Annotated in this window: 17 protein-coding genes; 5 read left to right on the forward strand and 12 right to left on the reverse strand. The window is 65.7% G+C overall.

The features are described 5' to 3' along the window. Position 1 precedes the first annotated feature (1 nt). The 4 genes from NOCYR_RS27850 to NOCYR_RS29585 form a co-directional block, all read right to left on the reverse strand. On the reverse strand, positions 2–835 hold the full coding sequence (locus NOCYR_RS27850; RefSeq protein ID WP_014348767.1) for a helix-turn-helix domain-containing protein: 834 nt from the start codon (positions 833–835) through the stop codon (positions 2–4). Positions 836–926: 91 nt separating this feature from the next. Next, positions 927–1,370, reverse strand: a complete 444-nt coding sequence (locus NOCYR_RS02415) for a DUF4254 domain-containing protein (RefSeq protein ID WP_014348768.1) — start codon at positions 1,368–1,370, stop codon at positions 927–929. Between the two features lie 221 nt (positions 1,371–1,591). Further along, positions 1,592–2,365, reverse strand: a complete 774-nt coding sequence (locus NOCYR_RS02420; RefSeq protein WP_014348769.1) for an ESX secretion-associated protein EspG — start codon at positions 2,363–2,365, stop codon at positions 1,592–1,594. Positions 2,366–2,368: 3 nt separating this feature from the next. Continuing rightward, on the reverse strand, positions 2,369–3,949 hold the full coding sequence (locus tag NOCYR_RS29585; protein WP_158430105.1) for a hypothetical protein: 1,581 nt from the start codon (positions 3,947–3,949) through the stop codon (positions 2,369–2,371). A gap of 57 nt (positions 3,950–4,006) precedes the next feature. Between NOCYR_RS29585 and NOCYR_RS29590 the strand changes: the two genes are divergently transcribed. Continuing rightward, the gene (locus NOCYR_RS29590; RefSeq protein ID WP_158430107.1) at positions 4,007–4,570 is read left to right on the forward strand and encodes a DUF3558 domain-containing protein; all 564 of its coding nucleotides are present in this window, start codon (positions 4,007–4,009) and stop codon (positions 4,568–4,570) included. A 13-nt stretch (positions 4,571–4,583) separates the two neighbouring features. Continuing rightward, the gene (locus tag NOCYR_RS02435; RefSeq protein WP_048832661.1) at positions 4,584–4,985 is read left to right on the forward strand and encodes a hypothetical protein; all 402 of its coding nucleotides are present in this window, start codon (positions 4,584–4,586) and stop codon (positions 4,983–4,985) included. Positions 4,986–5,135: 150 nt separating this feature from the next. Here NOCYR_RS02435 and NOCYR_RS02440 read toward each other — a convergent pair whose 3' ends face one another. After that, a complete protein-coding gene (locus tag NOCYR_RS02440; protein ID WP_014348772.1) occupies positions 5,136–5,342 on the reverse strand; it encodes a DUF397 domain-containing protein in 207 nt (68 codons plus the stop codon). Next, entirely contained in the window at positions 5,339–6,214 is an 876-nt protein-coding gene (locus tag NOCYR_RS02445; protein ID WP_014348773.1) for a helix-turn-helix domain-containing protein, read from the reverse strand. The genes NOCYR_RS02440 and NOCYR_RS02445 overlap by 4 nt, the downstream gene beginning before the upstream one ends. Positions 6,215–6,651: 437 nt before the next feature. Here NOCYR_RS02445 and NOCYR_RS02450 point away from each other — a divergent pair, with 437 nt between their 5' ends. Next, complete coding sequence (locus NOCYR_RS02450) at positions 6,652–7,194, forward strand: DUF7691 family protein (protein WP_148280510.1); 543 nt, start codon at positions 6,652–6,654, stop codon at positions 7,192–7,194. A gap of 138 nt (positions 7,195–7,332) precedes the next feature. Here NOCYR_RS02450 and NOCYR_RS02455 read toward each other — a convergent pair whose 3' ends face one another. Continuing rightward, positions 7,333–7,623: a hypothetical protein gene (locus tag NOCYR_RS02455; RefSeq protein ID WP_231856017.1), complete on the reverse strand. Its 291-nt coding sequence runs from the start codon at positions 7,621–7,623 to the stop codon at positions 7,333–7,335. 108 nt (positions 7,624–7,731) lie between these two features. Between NOCYR_RS02455 and NOCYR_RS02460 the strand changes: the two genes are divergently transcribed. Then, positions 7,732–8,118: a hypothetical protein gene (locus tag NOCYR_RS02460; RefSeq protein ID WP_014348776.1), complete on the forward strand. Its 387-nt coding sequence runs from the start codon at positions 7,732–7,734 to the stop codon at positions 8,116–8,118. On the opposite strand, the gene NOCYR_RS02465 is transcribed toward NOCYR_RS02460, so the two are convergent. The 3 genes from NOCYR_RS02465 to NOCYR_RS02475 form a co-directional block, all read right to left on the reverse strand. Continuing rightward, positions 8,109–8,798: a TIGR02206 family membrane protein gene (locus NOCYR_RS02465; protein ID WP_048832663.1), complete on the reverse strand. Its 690-nt coding sequence runs from the start codon at positions 8,796–8,798 to the stop codon at positions 8,109–8,111. The two genes, NOCYR_RS02460 and NOCYR_RS02465, sit on opposite strands and share 10 nt — an antisense overlap. A 344-nt stretch (positions 8,799–9,142) precedes the next feature. Continuing rightward, the gene (locus NOCYR_RS02470) at positions 9,143–10,048 is read right to left on the reverse strand and encodes a hypothetical protein (RefSeq protein WP_014348778.1); all 906 of its coding nucleotides are present in this window, start codon (positions 10,046–10,048) and stop codon (positions 9,143–9,145) included. A 125-nt stretch (positions 10,049–10,173) separates the two neighbouring features. After that, the gene (locus tag NOCYR_RS02475; RefSeq protein WP_014348779.1) at positions 10,174–10,506 is read right to left on the reverse strand and encodes a WXG100 family type VII secretion target; all 333 of its coding nucleotides are present in this window, start codon (positions 10,504–10,506) and stop codon (positions 10,174–10,176) included. A 416-nt stretch (positions 10,507–10,922) separates the two neighbouring features. Here NOCYR_RS02475 and NOCYR_RS02480 point away from each other — a divergent pair, with 416 nt between their 5' ends. Then, positions 10,923–11,339, forward strand: a complete 417-nt coding sequence (locus NOCYR_RS02480; protein ID WP_148280511.1) for a hypothetical protein — start codon at positions 10,923–10,925, stop codon at positions 11,337–11,339. Positions 11,340–11,400: 61 nt separating this feature from the next. On the opposite strand, the gene NOCYR_RS02485 is transcribed toward NOCYR_RS02480, so the two are convergent. Both NOCYR_RS02485 and kstD read right to left on the reverse strand, forming a co-directional pair. Beyond that, positions 11,401–12,264, reverse strand: a complete 864-nt coding sequence (locus tag NOCYR_RS02485; protein ID WP_014348781.1) for a MaoC/PaaZ C-terminal domain-containing protein — start codon at positions 12,262–12,264, stop codon at positions 11,401–11,403. Between the two features lie 207 nt (positions 12,265–12,471). Then, a complete protein-coding gene (kstD, locus tag NOCYR_RS02490; protein WP_048832665.1) occupies positions 12,472–14,181 on the reverse strand; it encodes a 3-oxosteroid 1-dehydrogenase in 1,710 nt (569 codons plus the stop codon). Between the last annotated feature and the right edge of the window lie 110 nt (positions 14,182–14,291).

Genomic DNA, 14,291 nt, shown 5'->3' on the forward strand with positions numbered 1-14,291 from the left:
GCTACGACGACGCCCGGGCCGCACGTCGCCACTCCGACGGCGTGCGGCCGGTATGCCTGCGAAACGCCCGGCCGAACGCCGTTTCCGACCGATACCCCAGCCGCCGCGCCACCGCCCCGACCGAGGCATCCTGTTCGATCAGGAATTGCTGCGCCCGCTCGACCCGCAGCTGCGTCAGATAACGTCCCGGCGTGCGCCCGGTCGCCGCCTGGAACCGTGCCGCGAACCCCGACCGCGAGGCCAGCGCCACCCGCGCCAGCGCCTCGACCGTCCAGTCGTTACCCGGGTCGGCGTGCATCGCCGCCACCGCCCGCGCCACCCCCGGCTCGTTCACCCGCAGCAGCCACCGCTTCGGCGCGCACCCGCGCTGGTGCCAGGACTCGATCGCCATCGACGCGATCAACGTCGCGACCCGATCGCCCTGCACCCCATCCGGATCCGCGCATTCCTCGATCAGATACCGCATCATGGTCGCCGCCAGCGGCGTGTGCCGGGCGAACTCGGTGAGCAGCACCCGCTGCGGCAGCGCGTCCATGGCGCTGCCGGTGCGCGCCGGGGCGAGCTGGATGCGCAGCACGGTGGCTTCGGACAGCGCGTGCAGCGCGAAACGATCCCGGTGCGGCACGAACAGGAAGTCGCCGGGCGTCAGATCCTCGGCGTCGCCGAGTCCTTCGATCCGGATCAGCCCGTCGACCACCAGCAGCGCGTTCGGCTCGCCCGACAGATACTCCCACTGACCGGCCGCCCGCTCGAACACATCGCGTCCGACGAACCGCCACTGCAATCCGGCCAGAACTTCATCGAGCCCACTCCGGCCCGCATCGACCAGCGCCATCGTGTTCTTCCCTCATGCCGAACTCTTGCCTGATCACGGTACCAAGCGGTGGGTCGTCGAGGTCTGGTCACGGTGGCTGTTCACGCCTGGTTCACGGCGCCCCGGGTAACCGCCGCCGCCCCGTGTCGAGCTCGGCCGCGAGATCGTCGTACCCGATGGCCAATTCGGCCAACCGCTCCCAGGCATCGCCGAGATCGTCTGTCGCACCGGCCAGCGCCGCGTACGCATCGGCGGTGTAGCGAGCCAGCCGGTCGACGATGGCGCCGAGGGTTTCGGTGTGCATCCGGGCCGACCCGGGCGCCGGCGGCAGCTGACCGATGACCCAGCTGTCGATCGCGCGAATGTGGCGTCGCCGTTCGGCATCGAGGTCGTCGATGGCCATGCGGCCGTCCAGAGTGTCGCGCGCACTGCACAGCCGCCGTTCGTGCAGCGCGGTGAGCTGGTAGGCCAGCCGCAGCATCGGATGGTCGGTGTACATCTCGGTGCGGCACGCGTGCAGCAGACGATGTTTCTCGGGGAGCGGATGATTCGGCATCGGAGTCAACGAAACACCCCGCGCTGCTGCCTGGTCCGTCGTCCGGGGAAGGTCTGTGGGGAATCCCAGCGCGGCTTCCGCGACGTCGCTCGCGCGGATTTCATTGGTGCGGGCTGGAACTGACGGTCGCGGTGGTCGAGCAGATGGCACCTGCGGCAGGCGCAGTGACCCAGGCGGCCCGCACCTCTGCCACCGGGAGACCAACTCCTGGCCTACCGCCCCTACCGACGCGACCGCAGGTATTCGTCGTGGTCCCGGTCCTCCCGGTAGAACCGCTGCGTGATCGAGATCAATCGCCCGATCTCATTGCTCAGCGCCGCCGGGCTCGCCGGTTTGGCGACGATCGGGTCGCCGGTTTTCACGTAGTAGCGCCCGTCGTCGTAGTCCATCCACCAGAAGCTGCGGCCGAACGCGGGCCGCGCGTCGACGGCGGGCCCGGGAAACACCATGATCTCGCCGAACGAGCGCCGGGTGCGTTTGAACACCCGGTCCAGCTGCTGGGTGGGCCCGCCGCCGTGCCCGCGCAGATGACGGGAAGCATCGAGTTCCGCACGCCGCACCTCGACCGGCGGCGCCGTCCCCGCCTGCGCCTGCGGCAGCGCCGCGAGCGCGCGAGCGGGAACCTGATCCGCCGCGCACGCGGTGACGATCACATCCCCGCCGATATCCGCGGCCGTCCCTTCCAGCTGCACCAGCGCCGCACCCGAATAGCCGTTCACCGCACCGTGGAACCGGTAGGTCCGACCAGACCCCTTCTCGCCGAAACCCTTGATCTCCACCCGCGCCTCGGGTTCGCGCAACACCTCGAGCACCCGCATCAACTCGATCGAATAGAACCCGTCGAGCAGCTGCGCCACCGCCGCCTCACGCTGGGTCCGCAGATCCTCGAAGCTGTCGGCCACCGGCCGGTACCGCAGCGGATAGGGCAGCCGGTCCGAACCGTAGGCCGACCACAGGATCTGGAATTGCAGTCCGGTGAAACGCCATTCGCTCATCGGTCACCCCTCGCCGAGCACCGGCGGCACGGTCTTGGGTACCGAATCCAACCCGGTGAGTTCCTCGCCGTTCTGCTGGTTGATCAGGTAATCCTTGATCGCCGACTGCCCGGACTTCTCCTCGTCCTGCCCGCCGCCCCTGGCGCCACCCATACCGCCCATCGGCATGCCACCCATGCCCATCCGGCCGGCTCCGGCCGCACCGCCACGTCCGGCCGCGGCCGCCGCCGGCGCTGCCCCCGACTGCGGTTGCCCACCGCCTGGCAGGCTGCGTCCCGCCCCGGGCGTATTGCCGCCACCGGCCGAGCCGCCGCCACCCGATCCGCCACCGCGCCCGGGGAATCCGGAACCCGAACCCGACCTCCCCGACCCGCCGGGCACGTAGCCGGTGCCGGTCGGTGTACCGGACGTCCCCGTCGACGTCGCCTGCCCGGTACCCGTCGGAGTGCTGGTGGTCTGTGGTGTGCTCGGCGTCTCCGTGCTCGCCGCGGTGGTGCTGGTGTCGTCGTCGTCCGGTTCCGTGCTGGTCCCGCCGCCGGTCTCCTCGCCCCCGCCGGTCTCGCCCTGGGTGCCGCCGCCGTTTTCTCCGCCACCGTTCTCTTCGCCCCCGCCGCCTTCTTCGCCGCCGCCTTCACCTGGCGGAATGTAGGGCTCGTTCGGCCCGTCGTCGATGACCTTCGGCGCGGCAGGCAGCACGGGAACATTGTGGTCGGTCTGATGCGCGACCTGCCCGTAGACGGTGCGCAGAATCCGCCGCCCCTCGTCCTCGGCCTCTTCGGCGGTGTAATCGCCTTCCTTCATGATCCCGTCGGGCGGAAGAACCTTGCCGTCCATATCTTTCGGCGGTTCGGCCGTCGGCATCAGCGCCTTCGTCTGATGCAGGCCGGTCACCATTTCTTTCAGCTTGTTACCGACCAGGTGCGCGGCGATGTGCAGCGATTCCGTGCGCGTCGTGTAGTCATTCACGGCCTTCACGGCTGCGGGGCCAGAAGCGCCGGACCAGGCGGTCTTCCCATCCGCACCGGCGGTGACAGTCTTCTCGAACTCGGTATTGAACGCTGTGGCAGCGGCTTCGATGTCATTGCTGATCTGCCACCAGGCCTCTCCCGCGGCATCAACGATTTCTGGCTTCATATCGTTGACCTTCTGAACCATCTGGGCGAGGGTCATCGAATCGTAGTCATCCGGCCCCTGAATCCGCGGATCCTCGTAGTCGCCGTCGAAGTTGGAGGCAACGATCGCCGTCCCCAAATAGATCGCCGACCGGTCGTAATTCCACTGCCGCTGCGCATCGATGACTTTGCGCCGGTACTCCTCGTAGTCGTCGCTCATCCCACCCCGCCCTGTCGTGCACTGGTCGATCCACGCTACCAACCGGGCTCGGTGCCTCGCACACCTTGTGGTGACCTCGCACAGGATTTGGTGGCACACCATGTGCGAGGTCCACCACGGACCGAAGCAGTGGGGTTGTTGGGGGTAGGGGCGGACGGTAGCGTGCTGGGGAAATGCGTCGCCTCGACCGTCCGGCGACGGCCGGGCCCGACGGCCCGAGTGGGTACAGAAGGGGGCTACGTGTCCGTGCACAACAGAAGGTTCCGCCGCGCCCCACGCGTACGCGGTGCCGTACTCCTCGCGGCCGCGGTGCTGGGGGTCGCCGGATGCTCCGGGTCCACCGAGGGTTCGCCGACGGCGGTGGAGAGTACGGCGGCGAGCCAGGGGAGTGGGGAGCGGTCGGGTACTGGCACCGCCGCGGCCAGTACCAGCGCGAAACCCGACGAGGCCGCGCTGTGGGATCCGTGCACGCTGCCGGAATCGGCGATCAGTGGCGCCGGAATGGACCCTGCCTCCAAGGAAGCAGGTATCGCCAATACCGACTTCAGCGATGCGGGCTGGGAGGCCTGTAAGTGGCGGGCTGCCGATGGTTGGTACTGGTTGACCGTCTTCTCTGGGACTCCGACCCTGGAAGAGGTCAAGGCACGTCCAGGTTTCACAGACTTCGAATCTCTGACCGTCGGTTCACACCAAGCGGTCCAGTATCGTCCAGAGGGTTCCGGCCGTGACCTGAGATGTACTGTCGCCGTTGAGTTGAAGCAGGGTGTGGCGATGTTCGCCGCGACGGCGCGAGCTTCTGTCGGCGCCAAGGAAGATATGTGCGCCGTGGCGGGCCGTCACGCGGCCGGCCTGGTCGACCAGTTGCCCGAGTGATGGCGGAAGTGCAATGAGTGTTGTTGATCTGGGCGGCGTCGACCCTGGCGTATGGCGTGGCCTTCTGGACCAAGCGAATTCAGGTGACCTGACGCTGGACCCGGAGGTCGGCGCAGCTCTGAACACGGCCTGCGAAAACTACCTGCTCAAGCTGGATGACATTTACACGAAGACCTTCGACGTCAGAGAAGTGGAGGGTTTCGGGGGATTCGACTCCGGTGCTGAACTCCAGTCGAAATTCAGGGATAAGGCGACCGGAACTACCCAGTCCATCGACTCGGTCATCCAGGAGCACATCGAGACTGTGAAGTTGATCCAGCAGGTCGTCGCCAAGTCCATTGCCAACCTGACCGAGACCGATCAGAACACGGGCCAGCAGGTCACGAAGACAGGGCAGGACATTCCACAGGGCTAGAACCCAGCGTGCTTTCGGCCGTGCTGAAATTGGATTGCGTCTGGCCTCGTCAGGTCTCGGCTTCTGGGAGGGACGAAAGCAAAGGGTCTGCGGGTTGAAGCACAGCGCGAGCCCTGGACGAACTGTCGGTCCAGGGCTCAACGCTTGCGCCTACCGGCGGTCGAACTTCCCGCCCGCCACCCGGGCAATGAAGGCGGCCCACTCACCCGAACCGAAGACCAATGCCCCACCCGCCGGGTTCTTGGAGTCGCGGACGCCCACCAGGCCCGCATCCAGGAACGCGACTTCCACGCAATCCTTGGAGGCGTCGCTACGGCTGCTCTTGAACCAACGGGCGCCGGACAGGTCAACGTTCATGTCAGAAACTCCTTTGCTACCTGCCTGAGCAGGCCCCTGCTGTCCACGGCATCCAGCGAAACATCTTGGAATGCCTTGTAAATCCGATCGTACCGGTCGACTACCTTGGGTTTCTCCAAATACATGTCCCCGGTGTAGCCGGGCACGTAGACCACAGGTGGCTCAGCCGGCCGCCCTGGCCGTGCGGGGGCGAAGTGGAGAATCGTGAACTGGCCCGTGCTGTGCCCACCGGGCATTCCGGCGCTGTTGGGCAGGACGCGCACCGTGACGTTCGGTCGTGTGCCTATGTCGGCGATGTGCTTGAGCTGGGTCGCCATGATCTTCGGGCTGCCGATCACGCGACGGAGCAGCGCTTCGTGCAGCACCAAATCGACCTCAACGGGGCTTCGTTTCCGCGTCACGATCATCTGCCGGTACTGCCGCATCTGTACGCGCCGTTCATGTTCGGCGGGCGATTCGTTCGGGTGCCCTTCCTGCACCAACGCCCGCGTGTAGTCCGCGGTCTGCACAATCCCCGGCACCACCTCCACATGGAACGAAATGAACTTCTGCGCCGCCGCTTCCATCCCCATGTACACGTCGAACGTCTCGGGGATCAGATCCCCGAACTCATGCCACCAGCTCTTCTCACTCGCCTGCTTGGCGAGGCCGATGTAGGCGGCGGCGAGGTGGTCGGGGACTCCGTACAGCTCGCAGGCCGCTTGGATGTGGTCGATGTTGACCCTGTCGTTGTGTCCGTGTTCGAGCCGCCACAGCGTGGTGGAGCCGATGCCGAGTAGCGATGCTGCTTGTGGCTGGCTGAGTCCGGCGCGGGAGCGCCAGTCCATGAGATAGCTGCCGAGTCGGCGGCGCGGCAAAGTGGTGTCCTGCATGGATTCCTCCCCATCGAGGGCGGGCCGGTCGACCCGCAAACGGGTAGAGCAATGACCCTGCGGTGGAAGCCATGCTGGGCGTTTACACGACCCGGACCGTACGGCCCTCAGCCCGGCACGACACACCCACCGCAGGTGGTTCGCTGTTCAACACCAGATACCGCCCCAACAACCCCGAACCAACTATAGCATCCCTACATTAATCGGAAACCGTTCTTCCACAACAGGATTGGAGTTCAAGGCTGAAATATTCAACCGTTGAATATTCCGCCACGTTCGCTGTAACCGGCTGTCATGAACAACTATTCGGCGACGGACGTGCGCCCGGAACTTGTCGTACCCACCCGATAGAGTCGGGATCACGAACGGCGCACCACAGCACCAGTTCGCCGATAGCTAACCGATGAGTTAGGAGCCGCGGGGTGGGATACGGGATCATGGCGTACACGGTCGAGGTGAAGCATCTGCTCGCACCGTCCACATTCACCTCCGAGCCGGAGGAGTTCTTCGACTGGATGACGCAAGTGCACGCGCATTCCCTCGACCGGCCCGAAATCCGCACGGCCCTACGCGAGCTGTTCTTCTCCCAGAGCCCCACCTCGTCCGAAGGCTGGGCCTACGGTTACGCCCTGAAGGTGCTGTGCGAACGATTCGGCGGATGGCTACCCAACAGTCACTGGTACCCGTTCGGCAGCGGCGCCTTCGATGCGGCTCGAGCCGCGCTGCGTTCCCTCGACATCGACTTCGACCCCGAGAGCCTCATCTACTCCGGCTCCCCGGTCGACCTACCCCCGATCGACGACTTTCCCTGCATCGGCCACCTCACCCTGGCCGAACTGAAGCCCCTGGCCGAATCCTTCAACGCCGCCGACTTGTCGGCCATCGAGGAGACCTCCCTGGTCGATTCCATCGCCGAACTACGCGGCTGGGTCAACACCTGCGTGGAAGGCGACAGCGACCTGGTCTGCTTCTACCACTGACCCGCGGGCGGCGTGAGAGGGCCGCCACAGGACCTGCTCATGGTCGCCGACGGCTTCGGTAGGACGTCGTTGCGGCGCGCCCCACCCGGCCGCGCCGCAGCGTAGGCGTTCCAGATCCGGTGAAACGGCTGCGCCCGTTCAGGATTCCGGCGGCAGAATCGGCGGCGCGAACACATCCTCGAGCGGCGTGGGCCCGGTATAGCGCTGGCAGTTGCAGCTCACCCACTCCCGCATCCCGTGCATGCCCCGGCGGGAGATCTCCGCGTGGCATTTACCGGTCGCGCGATCGTGCAGCGCCAGGTCATGCCCGCAGCCGCAGCGCGGGCTGATCTGCTTCGCCTGCCGAGGCCGCCGCTGCGCGAACCGGCCGACGGCCCAGCCGACCAGCACCAGCCCACCACCGACCGCGAGGCTCAGGGGATCCAACACCCTTGCAGTATATGTATACGCATAGCCGCCGTCACTGCCCTGGATTCGAGGGCGCAGGTGCCGTGCGCGCCGACTACCATGAGCCCCAGCACGGAGGAGGGAGTTGTCATGACGGTGCTGCGTCCGGTGGGCATATTCCGGGAGATGTACAGCGGAGGCCACGACGATCTGCCGTCTCTGTTCGGCTCGTTCACCCAGCGCCCCATCGAGGACCGCGCCCGCGTCATCGACTACCTGCGCGCCGCCCCACCCGTCCTCGATGTGCTCGACGTCGAGCGCGACCTCATCGACAACACCCAGCAGATCACCAGCGCCGCCACCCTGCACTCCGACGGCACCTGGATCTGGCGGGTCGACTCCATCCACTACCTCGGCCGCTATGCCATCGATATCCCCGACGAATTCCTCACCCACGTCCGCGAACTCGACTACCGCTCGCCCGCGACGGTCCCCGACACCGAAGAATTCGACGCCGCGTTGATGACCTACTTCTGAAGTTCCCGGCCCCGTACCCACGGCCAGGTCATCAACGCCCACACCGCCAGCAGGATCACCGCCACCGTGCCCAGATACCACGGCCACGGCCCCAGCACATCCAGCAGCGACGGCGTCGACGGCTTCCGATTCACGAACCCGTAATTGGTGTCGGCCAGCGTATTGAACACAAACGTCACCGCCACCCACACCACCGTCGCCCCCACCGCAATCCGATAACTACCCCAATCCGGCCGCATCCCCACACCCCACGTCAGGTAGATCGCCGCCCACACCACCAGCAGGTGAATAGCCCAGAACCCCAAGAACTCATAATGCGGAAAGTCCTGACTCTCCAACGCCGGCGACACCAACGCCTGCGTACTCAACGTCAGACACCAGTAATAAGTCAACGCATAAGCCCACCCCCACTGCGTCACCAACGCCACCCCCGCCACAACCGTCGCCAAATCCGTCAACCGCAACGGCACCGACTGCCCCACCGTCGGCGGAAACATAGTCGCCCCCAGGACCACCGAGTAAATCCCGAGCGTCACCACCCCGAACGCCCGACTGAACCCGCCCGGAGCATCTCCTCCGCGACCCCGCCGCCCAATCACCACCACCACGACCGCCCCCACCAAGAACACCGCGAGCACGACCAAGTGCGACAGACCGTACGCGGAAAACTCCCTGGCCATCGGGGTCACATCGTTCAGGGTAGTTGTTACCGGCCCCCGAACCGGGCGATTACGCCGCCCTGGCTATGCCGCTCCCTCCGGCCGACCGATTCAAGTAGGAAGTTGATCAATTGAGCCCGACAGCCGGCCCCAACGCCCGCCTTGCGTACGCGATCCGGCCATACTGACACCCCGGCGGTGCGACGGTGCAAGGCGTAGGCCCGCTCGGGAGCAGCGACACTGGGTAAGGGGAGGAGTAGCAGTGCCAGCCGTATCAGGATGTGCACGACGAGTCCGGCGACGTTCGACGACGAAAACCATCACCATTCATAATGTCCCGTTGGTTCGGATACATGCCGCTTCGATCACGGGTTGTGTCGGTCCAGGGTTGAATCAGAGGCGCTGATCGCAAATGCGCCACCTCCGCGTCGCAGCAATCGGACCGACTTTGTCGACCGGTACAGCCGCACAGGAGGGTGCACTGCCCGGAGGTCGAACAGATGGCAACTGTCATCTGGCAAATTGCCGATTTGGTCGAGCGTTGCGCGGTCGAACAGGTGGCGGGCCTGCTTACCTTCGACGTATCCAATGACCGGGACGTTTCCGCTCCAAGGTGCATAGGAGTTCGAAAATGCTGGATTGTTGTCCAAAAAACTGCCCAGGTCCTCGAAATCGCATGAACAGGGTGTGGAGCATCCACATTGCTCGTCATCGTCGATTTGGTAATCGTAACGATCTTGCAGAATTCGTCCGTTATTGATTTCAACGAGCAGGGACTTCGCGATCTCATTCCACCAATCGATAACCGATCGAGCCAGGAAGCTCATCTCGCAGGAGCCGCCGTAGTCGGGTGAGTCGCCGAACACCCCACCCCAACGCCCGGAACTCGCATCGACATCGACATAGAAGCGTTCGGCCGCATCGTTGGTATGGAGCAGGATCGCGAGGTCGCCAGGGACCGTATGCCAGATGTTGCTGAACTGCCCAGAGAGCAACGGCGTATGCTCGGGTTCCTTCGGGCCCGGGTCACCTGGATCCACTGTTGAACCCGGGCCGAAGAACATTCGGTAGGAGCCGCCCGGATCGATCGTGAGCACGAACCCGCGGAACCGCTGCAGAAGATCCCGTTCGGGTTCCGGGACCGGCAGTGGGAATGTGTTGAGTTCGGCGTCGGTGAGACCGGGCAGGAGTTCGAGGACCCATGGTGCTCGTTCGGTGATCTCCCGGAACCGGGCAACGAGGGTGTTCAAATCGTTCTCGGGGTGGAGCAATTGGCGTAATCCTGTCTAGACGCAGCTATTTCGGGCTGACTTGTTCGCGTGCGGCTTGCTGGACCTCGTTGGAGATCGGTGGAACAACATAATCGCTGGCCCGTATGTGATTGAGAAGGTCCGGCTCAGGAGGCACGCCGTAGTGGCGGAGGTAGTACGGCACTGAACCCATCCAGACCCATGAGCCATCGGTTTGTCAACGCCGACAACGCCCCGTCATCGTTGCCGAGTTTCTTCCAGAACGCCTCGATCGCATCAGCGCTCTGCCCATCTAAAGCAGCCAGCAGCTGGTTGACCTGGCGTTGGGCATCGTCGCCGAGGTCGTCGAGGGTGGTGGCGGCGGTGTTGTAGGCGTCGGCCATGCGCCGCATGGCGGTCTCATCGCCCTCGGGCCAGTCACCGGCCCCGACGACGTACTTCGCGGCCCACTGCAACGCCTCGGGAATCTCGATACCCACCCCAGAACCCTTCACTCCGCCCGGCCGGGCCAAAACATACCTACGCCCTCTTAGACGCAGCCAACCGGGCCGCGGTTCCACCGGATGCGGCCCGAATTCGGATGACGGAGGCACACTCTCGGCGCGTCGCCCCGGAATGTCGCGCCTATCTCCGGATAAGTCGCGCAACCCTGGCAACGGCATCGACCACTGGCTACGCTCGGTAGTGCCGACGGGGATGGGAGGAACCGGTGGCACACACAGGGGAAATGGCCCGGCGGGCACGGTCGATGGTGATCGCGGCGCTCGTCGGGATCGTCGCGACCGCATGCTTCTCCGCACCCGCGCCGTGCGCATGCCAACCGCCTGAACCGGACTGGGCTGCGTTGCCGCCGCCGCAACCCGAGCCACCGCTACCGGCAGGGCATTATCCGGTGGTGGTGCACGATTGCGCGTCAACAGTGTCGGAGGAGAAGACCTCACATTCGGACCGATTCGCCGACGTGCACGCGATCAGCATCAATCGAGCCGACGAATCCGCACCCAGCGCGGCTGACGTCTACCTGCACGCGACCCAACGCCCCCTCGTCCTGGTGCTGACCGATCGCACATCCATGTCCTGGCGCCTGCATGCCGACCCGGGCGTGCGGATCGCGTTGGTCGTCATGTCCACCGACATGTGGCACGAGCTCGACACCGATGGTCTCACCCAGGTCGACGAGCCGCGGATCACCGACCAGGATGACTGGCCCGAGTTGTCCGACCCGGCTCTGGCCGCCCTCGCCGGCACCCCGCCGAGCAGCCGAACCCACTGCGGCACCGCGAGCCTGTTCTCGATTCGCGCCGGACCCTAGCGCGAACGAGAAAGCCACCGGCGCCGCGCAATACGACACCGGTGGCTCGGAGGCGAAAAGATCAGCCCTGGAACGTCAACCGCACATCGGCGAGCACCGGTGCGTTATCGCGCTCCACCACGCTCGCGCCGATGATCAGCTCACCTTCACCGCGCCAGATTCGGGTGCGGATGGTTTCGCCGGGGTACAGCACGCCGGCGAAGCGGGCCCGGAATCCGGTGACGCGGGAGGCATCCGAATCGAGCACCGTGTCGGTCGCCGTCTTGCAGACGATGCCGTAGGTGCACAGGCCGTGCAGGATCGGGTTGGGGAAGCCTGCGGCGCGGGCGAATTCGGGGTCGGAGTGCAGCGGGTTGCGGTCGCCGAGCATCCGGTAGAGCAGGGCCTGCTGCGGCAGCGTCGGCGTGGTTACGTCGAAATCCGGTGCACGATCCGGCAATTCGGACTTCGTGCTCGGGCCGCGTTCGCCGCCGAAACCGCCCTCGCCCTTGGCGAAGATGGAGGAGCGGGCCGTCCACAACGGGGCGCCGTCGGAACCGGTGATGGTGTGTTCCTGCACCACGACCGCCGCCGAACCCTTGTCCCAGATCTCGCTGATCCGGCCGGTGCTGGTCGCCTTACCCGCGGCGGGGATGGGGCGATGCACCTCGATCTCCTGGTGGCCGTGCACCACTTTCGCCAGATCGATGTCGATGCCGGGGAAGCTGACCTTCGGCGGCTCGGTCTCGTGCAGAGTCTGCGCGACGGTCGCGAACGTCGGCAGCACCTGCGGGGTGCGGTCGTCGAGGTAGCGCAGTTCGGCGGGATCGGTCCAGCGCGCGCCCGCGCCGAGGCCGAGCTGATACAGCTGGACGTCGGACGCGGTCCACGCGAACTCCCGGCTCGGCAGTTCGGCGCCGAGCGCGATCTTCGGATCGATGGGCATCAGTTCTCCTTGTGCATGATTGTGGACGAATGGGTGCCGCCGTCTCCGTCATCGTGCCGAGCGGGAGCGCGCAACGGCACCGGATCGCCCGCTTCGTGGGACGCGCGCTTCGCCCGGAACTCGCGAGCCGGCCGAATACGGGCAGGGTTTCCGAGGGCGAGGGCCGAACGCCGTGCCCGCACCAGCCGAGACCCCACCCGCCCGTCATTACGCCTCAGCCGACGCTTCCGCAGCCTCCGCCTTCTTCCGCTCGGCAATATCCAGCACCGCCAGGTACCCGAAGGTGATCGCGGGCCCGATGGTCGCGCCCGGCCCGGCATAGGTATGCCCCATCACCGGCGTCGAGCAGTTACCCGAGGCATACAACCCCTCGATCGGCGTGCCGTCCTCACGCAGCACCCGCCCGGCCGTATCCGCCACCAGACCACCCTTGGTCCCCAGATCACCCGGCACGATCTTGGCCGCGTAGAACGGCCCCTGGACCAGCGCCGCAAGGCACGGGTTGGGCTTGACCGTCGGGTCGCCGTAGTAGCGGTCGTAGTGGCTGTCGCCGCGGCCGAAGTCCTCGTCCTTGCCGGATTCGGCGAAGGTGTTGAACCGCGCGACGGTGGCGGTCAGGTTGTCGACGGGCACGCCCAGCTTCTCGGCCAGCTCCTCGATGGTGTCGGCCTTGACGATGAAATCGTTTTCCATCCAGCGGGACGGGAACCGCTGGCCGGGCTGCAGCCCGGCGAAGATGTAGCGGTTCCGATAGCGCTGGTCGAACACCAGCCAGGCGGGGATGTTCTCGCCCGGACCCTCACCCTGACCGTATTCGCCGCCGTACATGGTGTGCACAGCCTCGACGTAAGGAGCGGACTCATTACCGAAACGCTTACCGTCGGCGTTCACCATGATGGCGCCGGGCAGATTCCGTTCGGCCAGCGCGAACCACGGCTTGCCGCCCTTGAAGACCGTCGGACCCCACCAGGCATCCTCCATGAAGCCGATCGCCGCGCCCGCGTCCATACCGGCGACGATGCCGTCACCGGTGTTGGCCGCCGCGCCCGTGGTCCACTCGGTGGTGATGGGCTGGCGCTGGTACTTCGTGCGCATCTCGGCGTTGTGCTCGAAACCGCCACTGCCGAGGACGACGCCGTGGCGCGCAGTGAAGGTGACGGTCTTGCCCTCGTGCAGCGCCTCGACGCCGGTGACGACGCCGTCGGTCACCACGAGCTTGGTCATCGGGGTGTTCAGCAGCAGCGGGACGTTCGCGTCCATGAGCCCCTTGCGCATCGCGGCCATGATCGCCTGGCCCATGACCAGCAGATGCTTGCGGGTGAACTTGGCCCAGTAGGTGCGCGCGCCCACGCGCATCGCGCGCATCATGCCCTTGGGGTGGCGCTTGATCAGGTTCAGCCGCACGAAGTCTTCCTGCATGACGGCGACGTTCAGCGGTGCCTTGGCGTACGGCGGTTCCAGGTTGAACCGCTCCTCGCCGAGCACCATTGCGTTGAACGGGCGGGGTTCGCACGAGCGGCCCTCACCCTTACCGCCCGGCGCCTCGGGGTAGTAGTCGGAGTAGCCCGGAACCCACTTCAGCTTCAGCGGGGTGTGATCGAGCACGAAGTCCAGCGCTTCCGGCCCGCGATCGATGTAGGTGTCGATCCGCTCCTTCGGCACCACGTCGCCGATGATGCTGTGCAGGTACTTGCGCGCCTGCTCGCGGTCGTCCGGCCGGCCCGAGGCCAGCAGTGCCTTGTTCCCGGGAACCCACACTCCACCACCGGAGCGAGCGGTGGATCCACCGTAGTGTGCGGCCTTTTCCAGGACCACCACGCTGAGCCCGTGATGGGCGGCCGTCAGGGCGGCGGTCATTCCGGCGGCGCCACTACCGACCACCACCACATCGTATTCCCGATCAGTCATGTAGAACACGTTATAGAATGTTCGGTTGTTAATCCATTGCTTGGTGCGTATACCTTGCTAATCAGGGGTAAACGCAGCAGTCTTGTCGTCAAGGAAACTCGTTCCAGTTTAGTGGCGAG

It is taken from the genome of Nocardia cyriacigeorgica GUH-2 (assembly GCF_000284035.1).
In the GTDB taxonomy this organism is placed as follows: Bacteria; Actinomycetota; Actinomycetes; order Mycobacteriales; family Mycobacteriaceae; genus Nocardia; species Nocardia cyriacigeorgica_B.

Bases quoted from the DNA above. Each gene is read 5' to 3' on its own strand.
- NOCYR_RS02420 (WP_014348769.1), bottom strand. From the start codon at position 2,365: ATGAGCGAATGGCGTTTCACCGGACTGCAATTCCAGATCCTGTGGTCG.
- NOCYR_RS02460 (WP_014348776.1), top strand. From the start codon at position 7,732: ATGACGGTGCTGCGTCCGGTGGGCATATTCCGGGAGATGTACAGCGGA.
- NOCYR_RS02445 (WP_014348773.1), bottom strand. From the start codon at position 6,214: ATGCAGGACACCACTTTGCCGCGCCGCCGACTCGGCAGCTATCTCATG.
- NOCYR_RS02465 (WP_048832663.1), bottom strand. From the start codon at position 8,798: ATGGCCAGGGAGTTTTCCGCGTACGGTCTGTCGCACTTGGTCGTGCTC.
- NOCYR_RS02450 (WP_148280510.1), top strand. From the start codon at position 6,652: ATGGCGTACACGGTCGAGGTGAAGCATCTGCTCGCACCGTCCACATTC.
- NOCYR_RS27850 (WP_014348767.1), bottom strand. From the start codon at position 835: ATGGCGCTGGTCGATGCGGGCCGGAGTGGGCTCGATGAAGTTCTGGCC.
- NOCYR_RS02415 (WP_014348768.1), bottom strand. From the start codon at position 1,370: ATGCCGAATCATCCGCTCCCCGAGAAACATCGTCTGCTGCACGCGTGC.
- NOCYR_RS02440 (WP_014348772.1), bottom strand. From the start codon at position 5,342: ATGAACGTTGACCTGTCCGGCGCCCGTTGGTTCAAGAGCAGCCGTAGC.
- NOCYR_RS02435 (WP_048832661.1), top strand. From the start codon at position 4,584: ATGAGTGTTGTTGATCTGGGCGGCGTCGACCCTGGCGTATGGCGTGGC.
- NOCYR_RS02485 (WP_014348781.1), bottom strand. From the start codon at position 12,264: ATGCCCATCGATCCGAAGATCGCGCTCGGCGCCGAACTGCCGAGCCGG.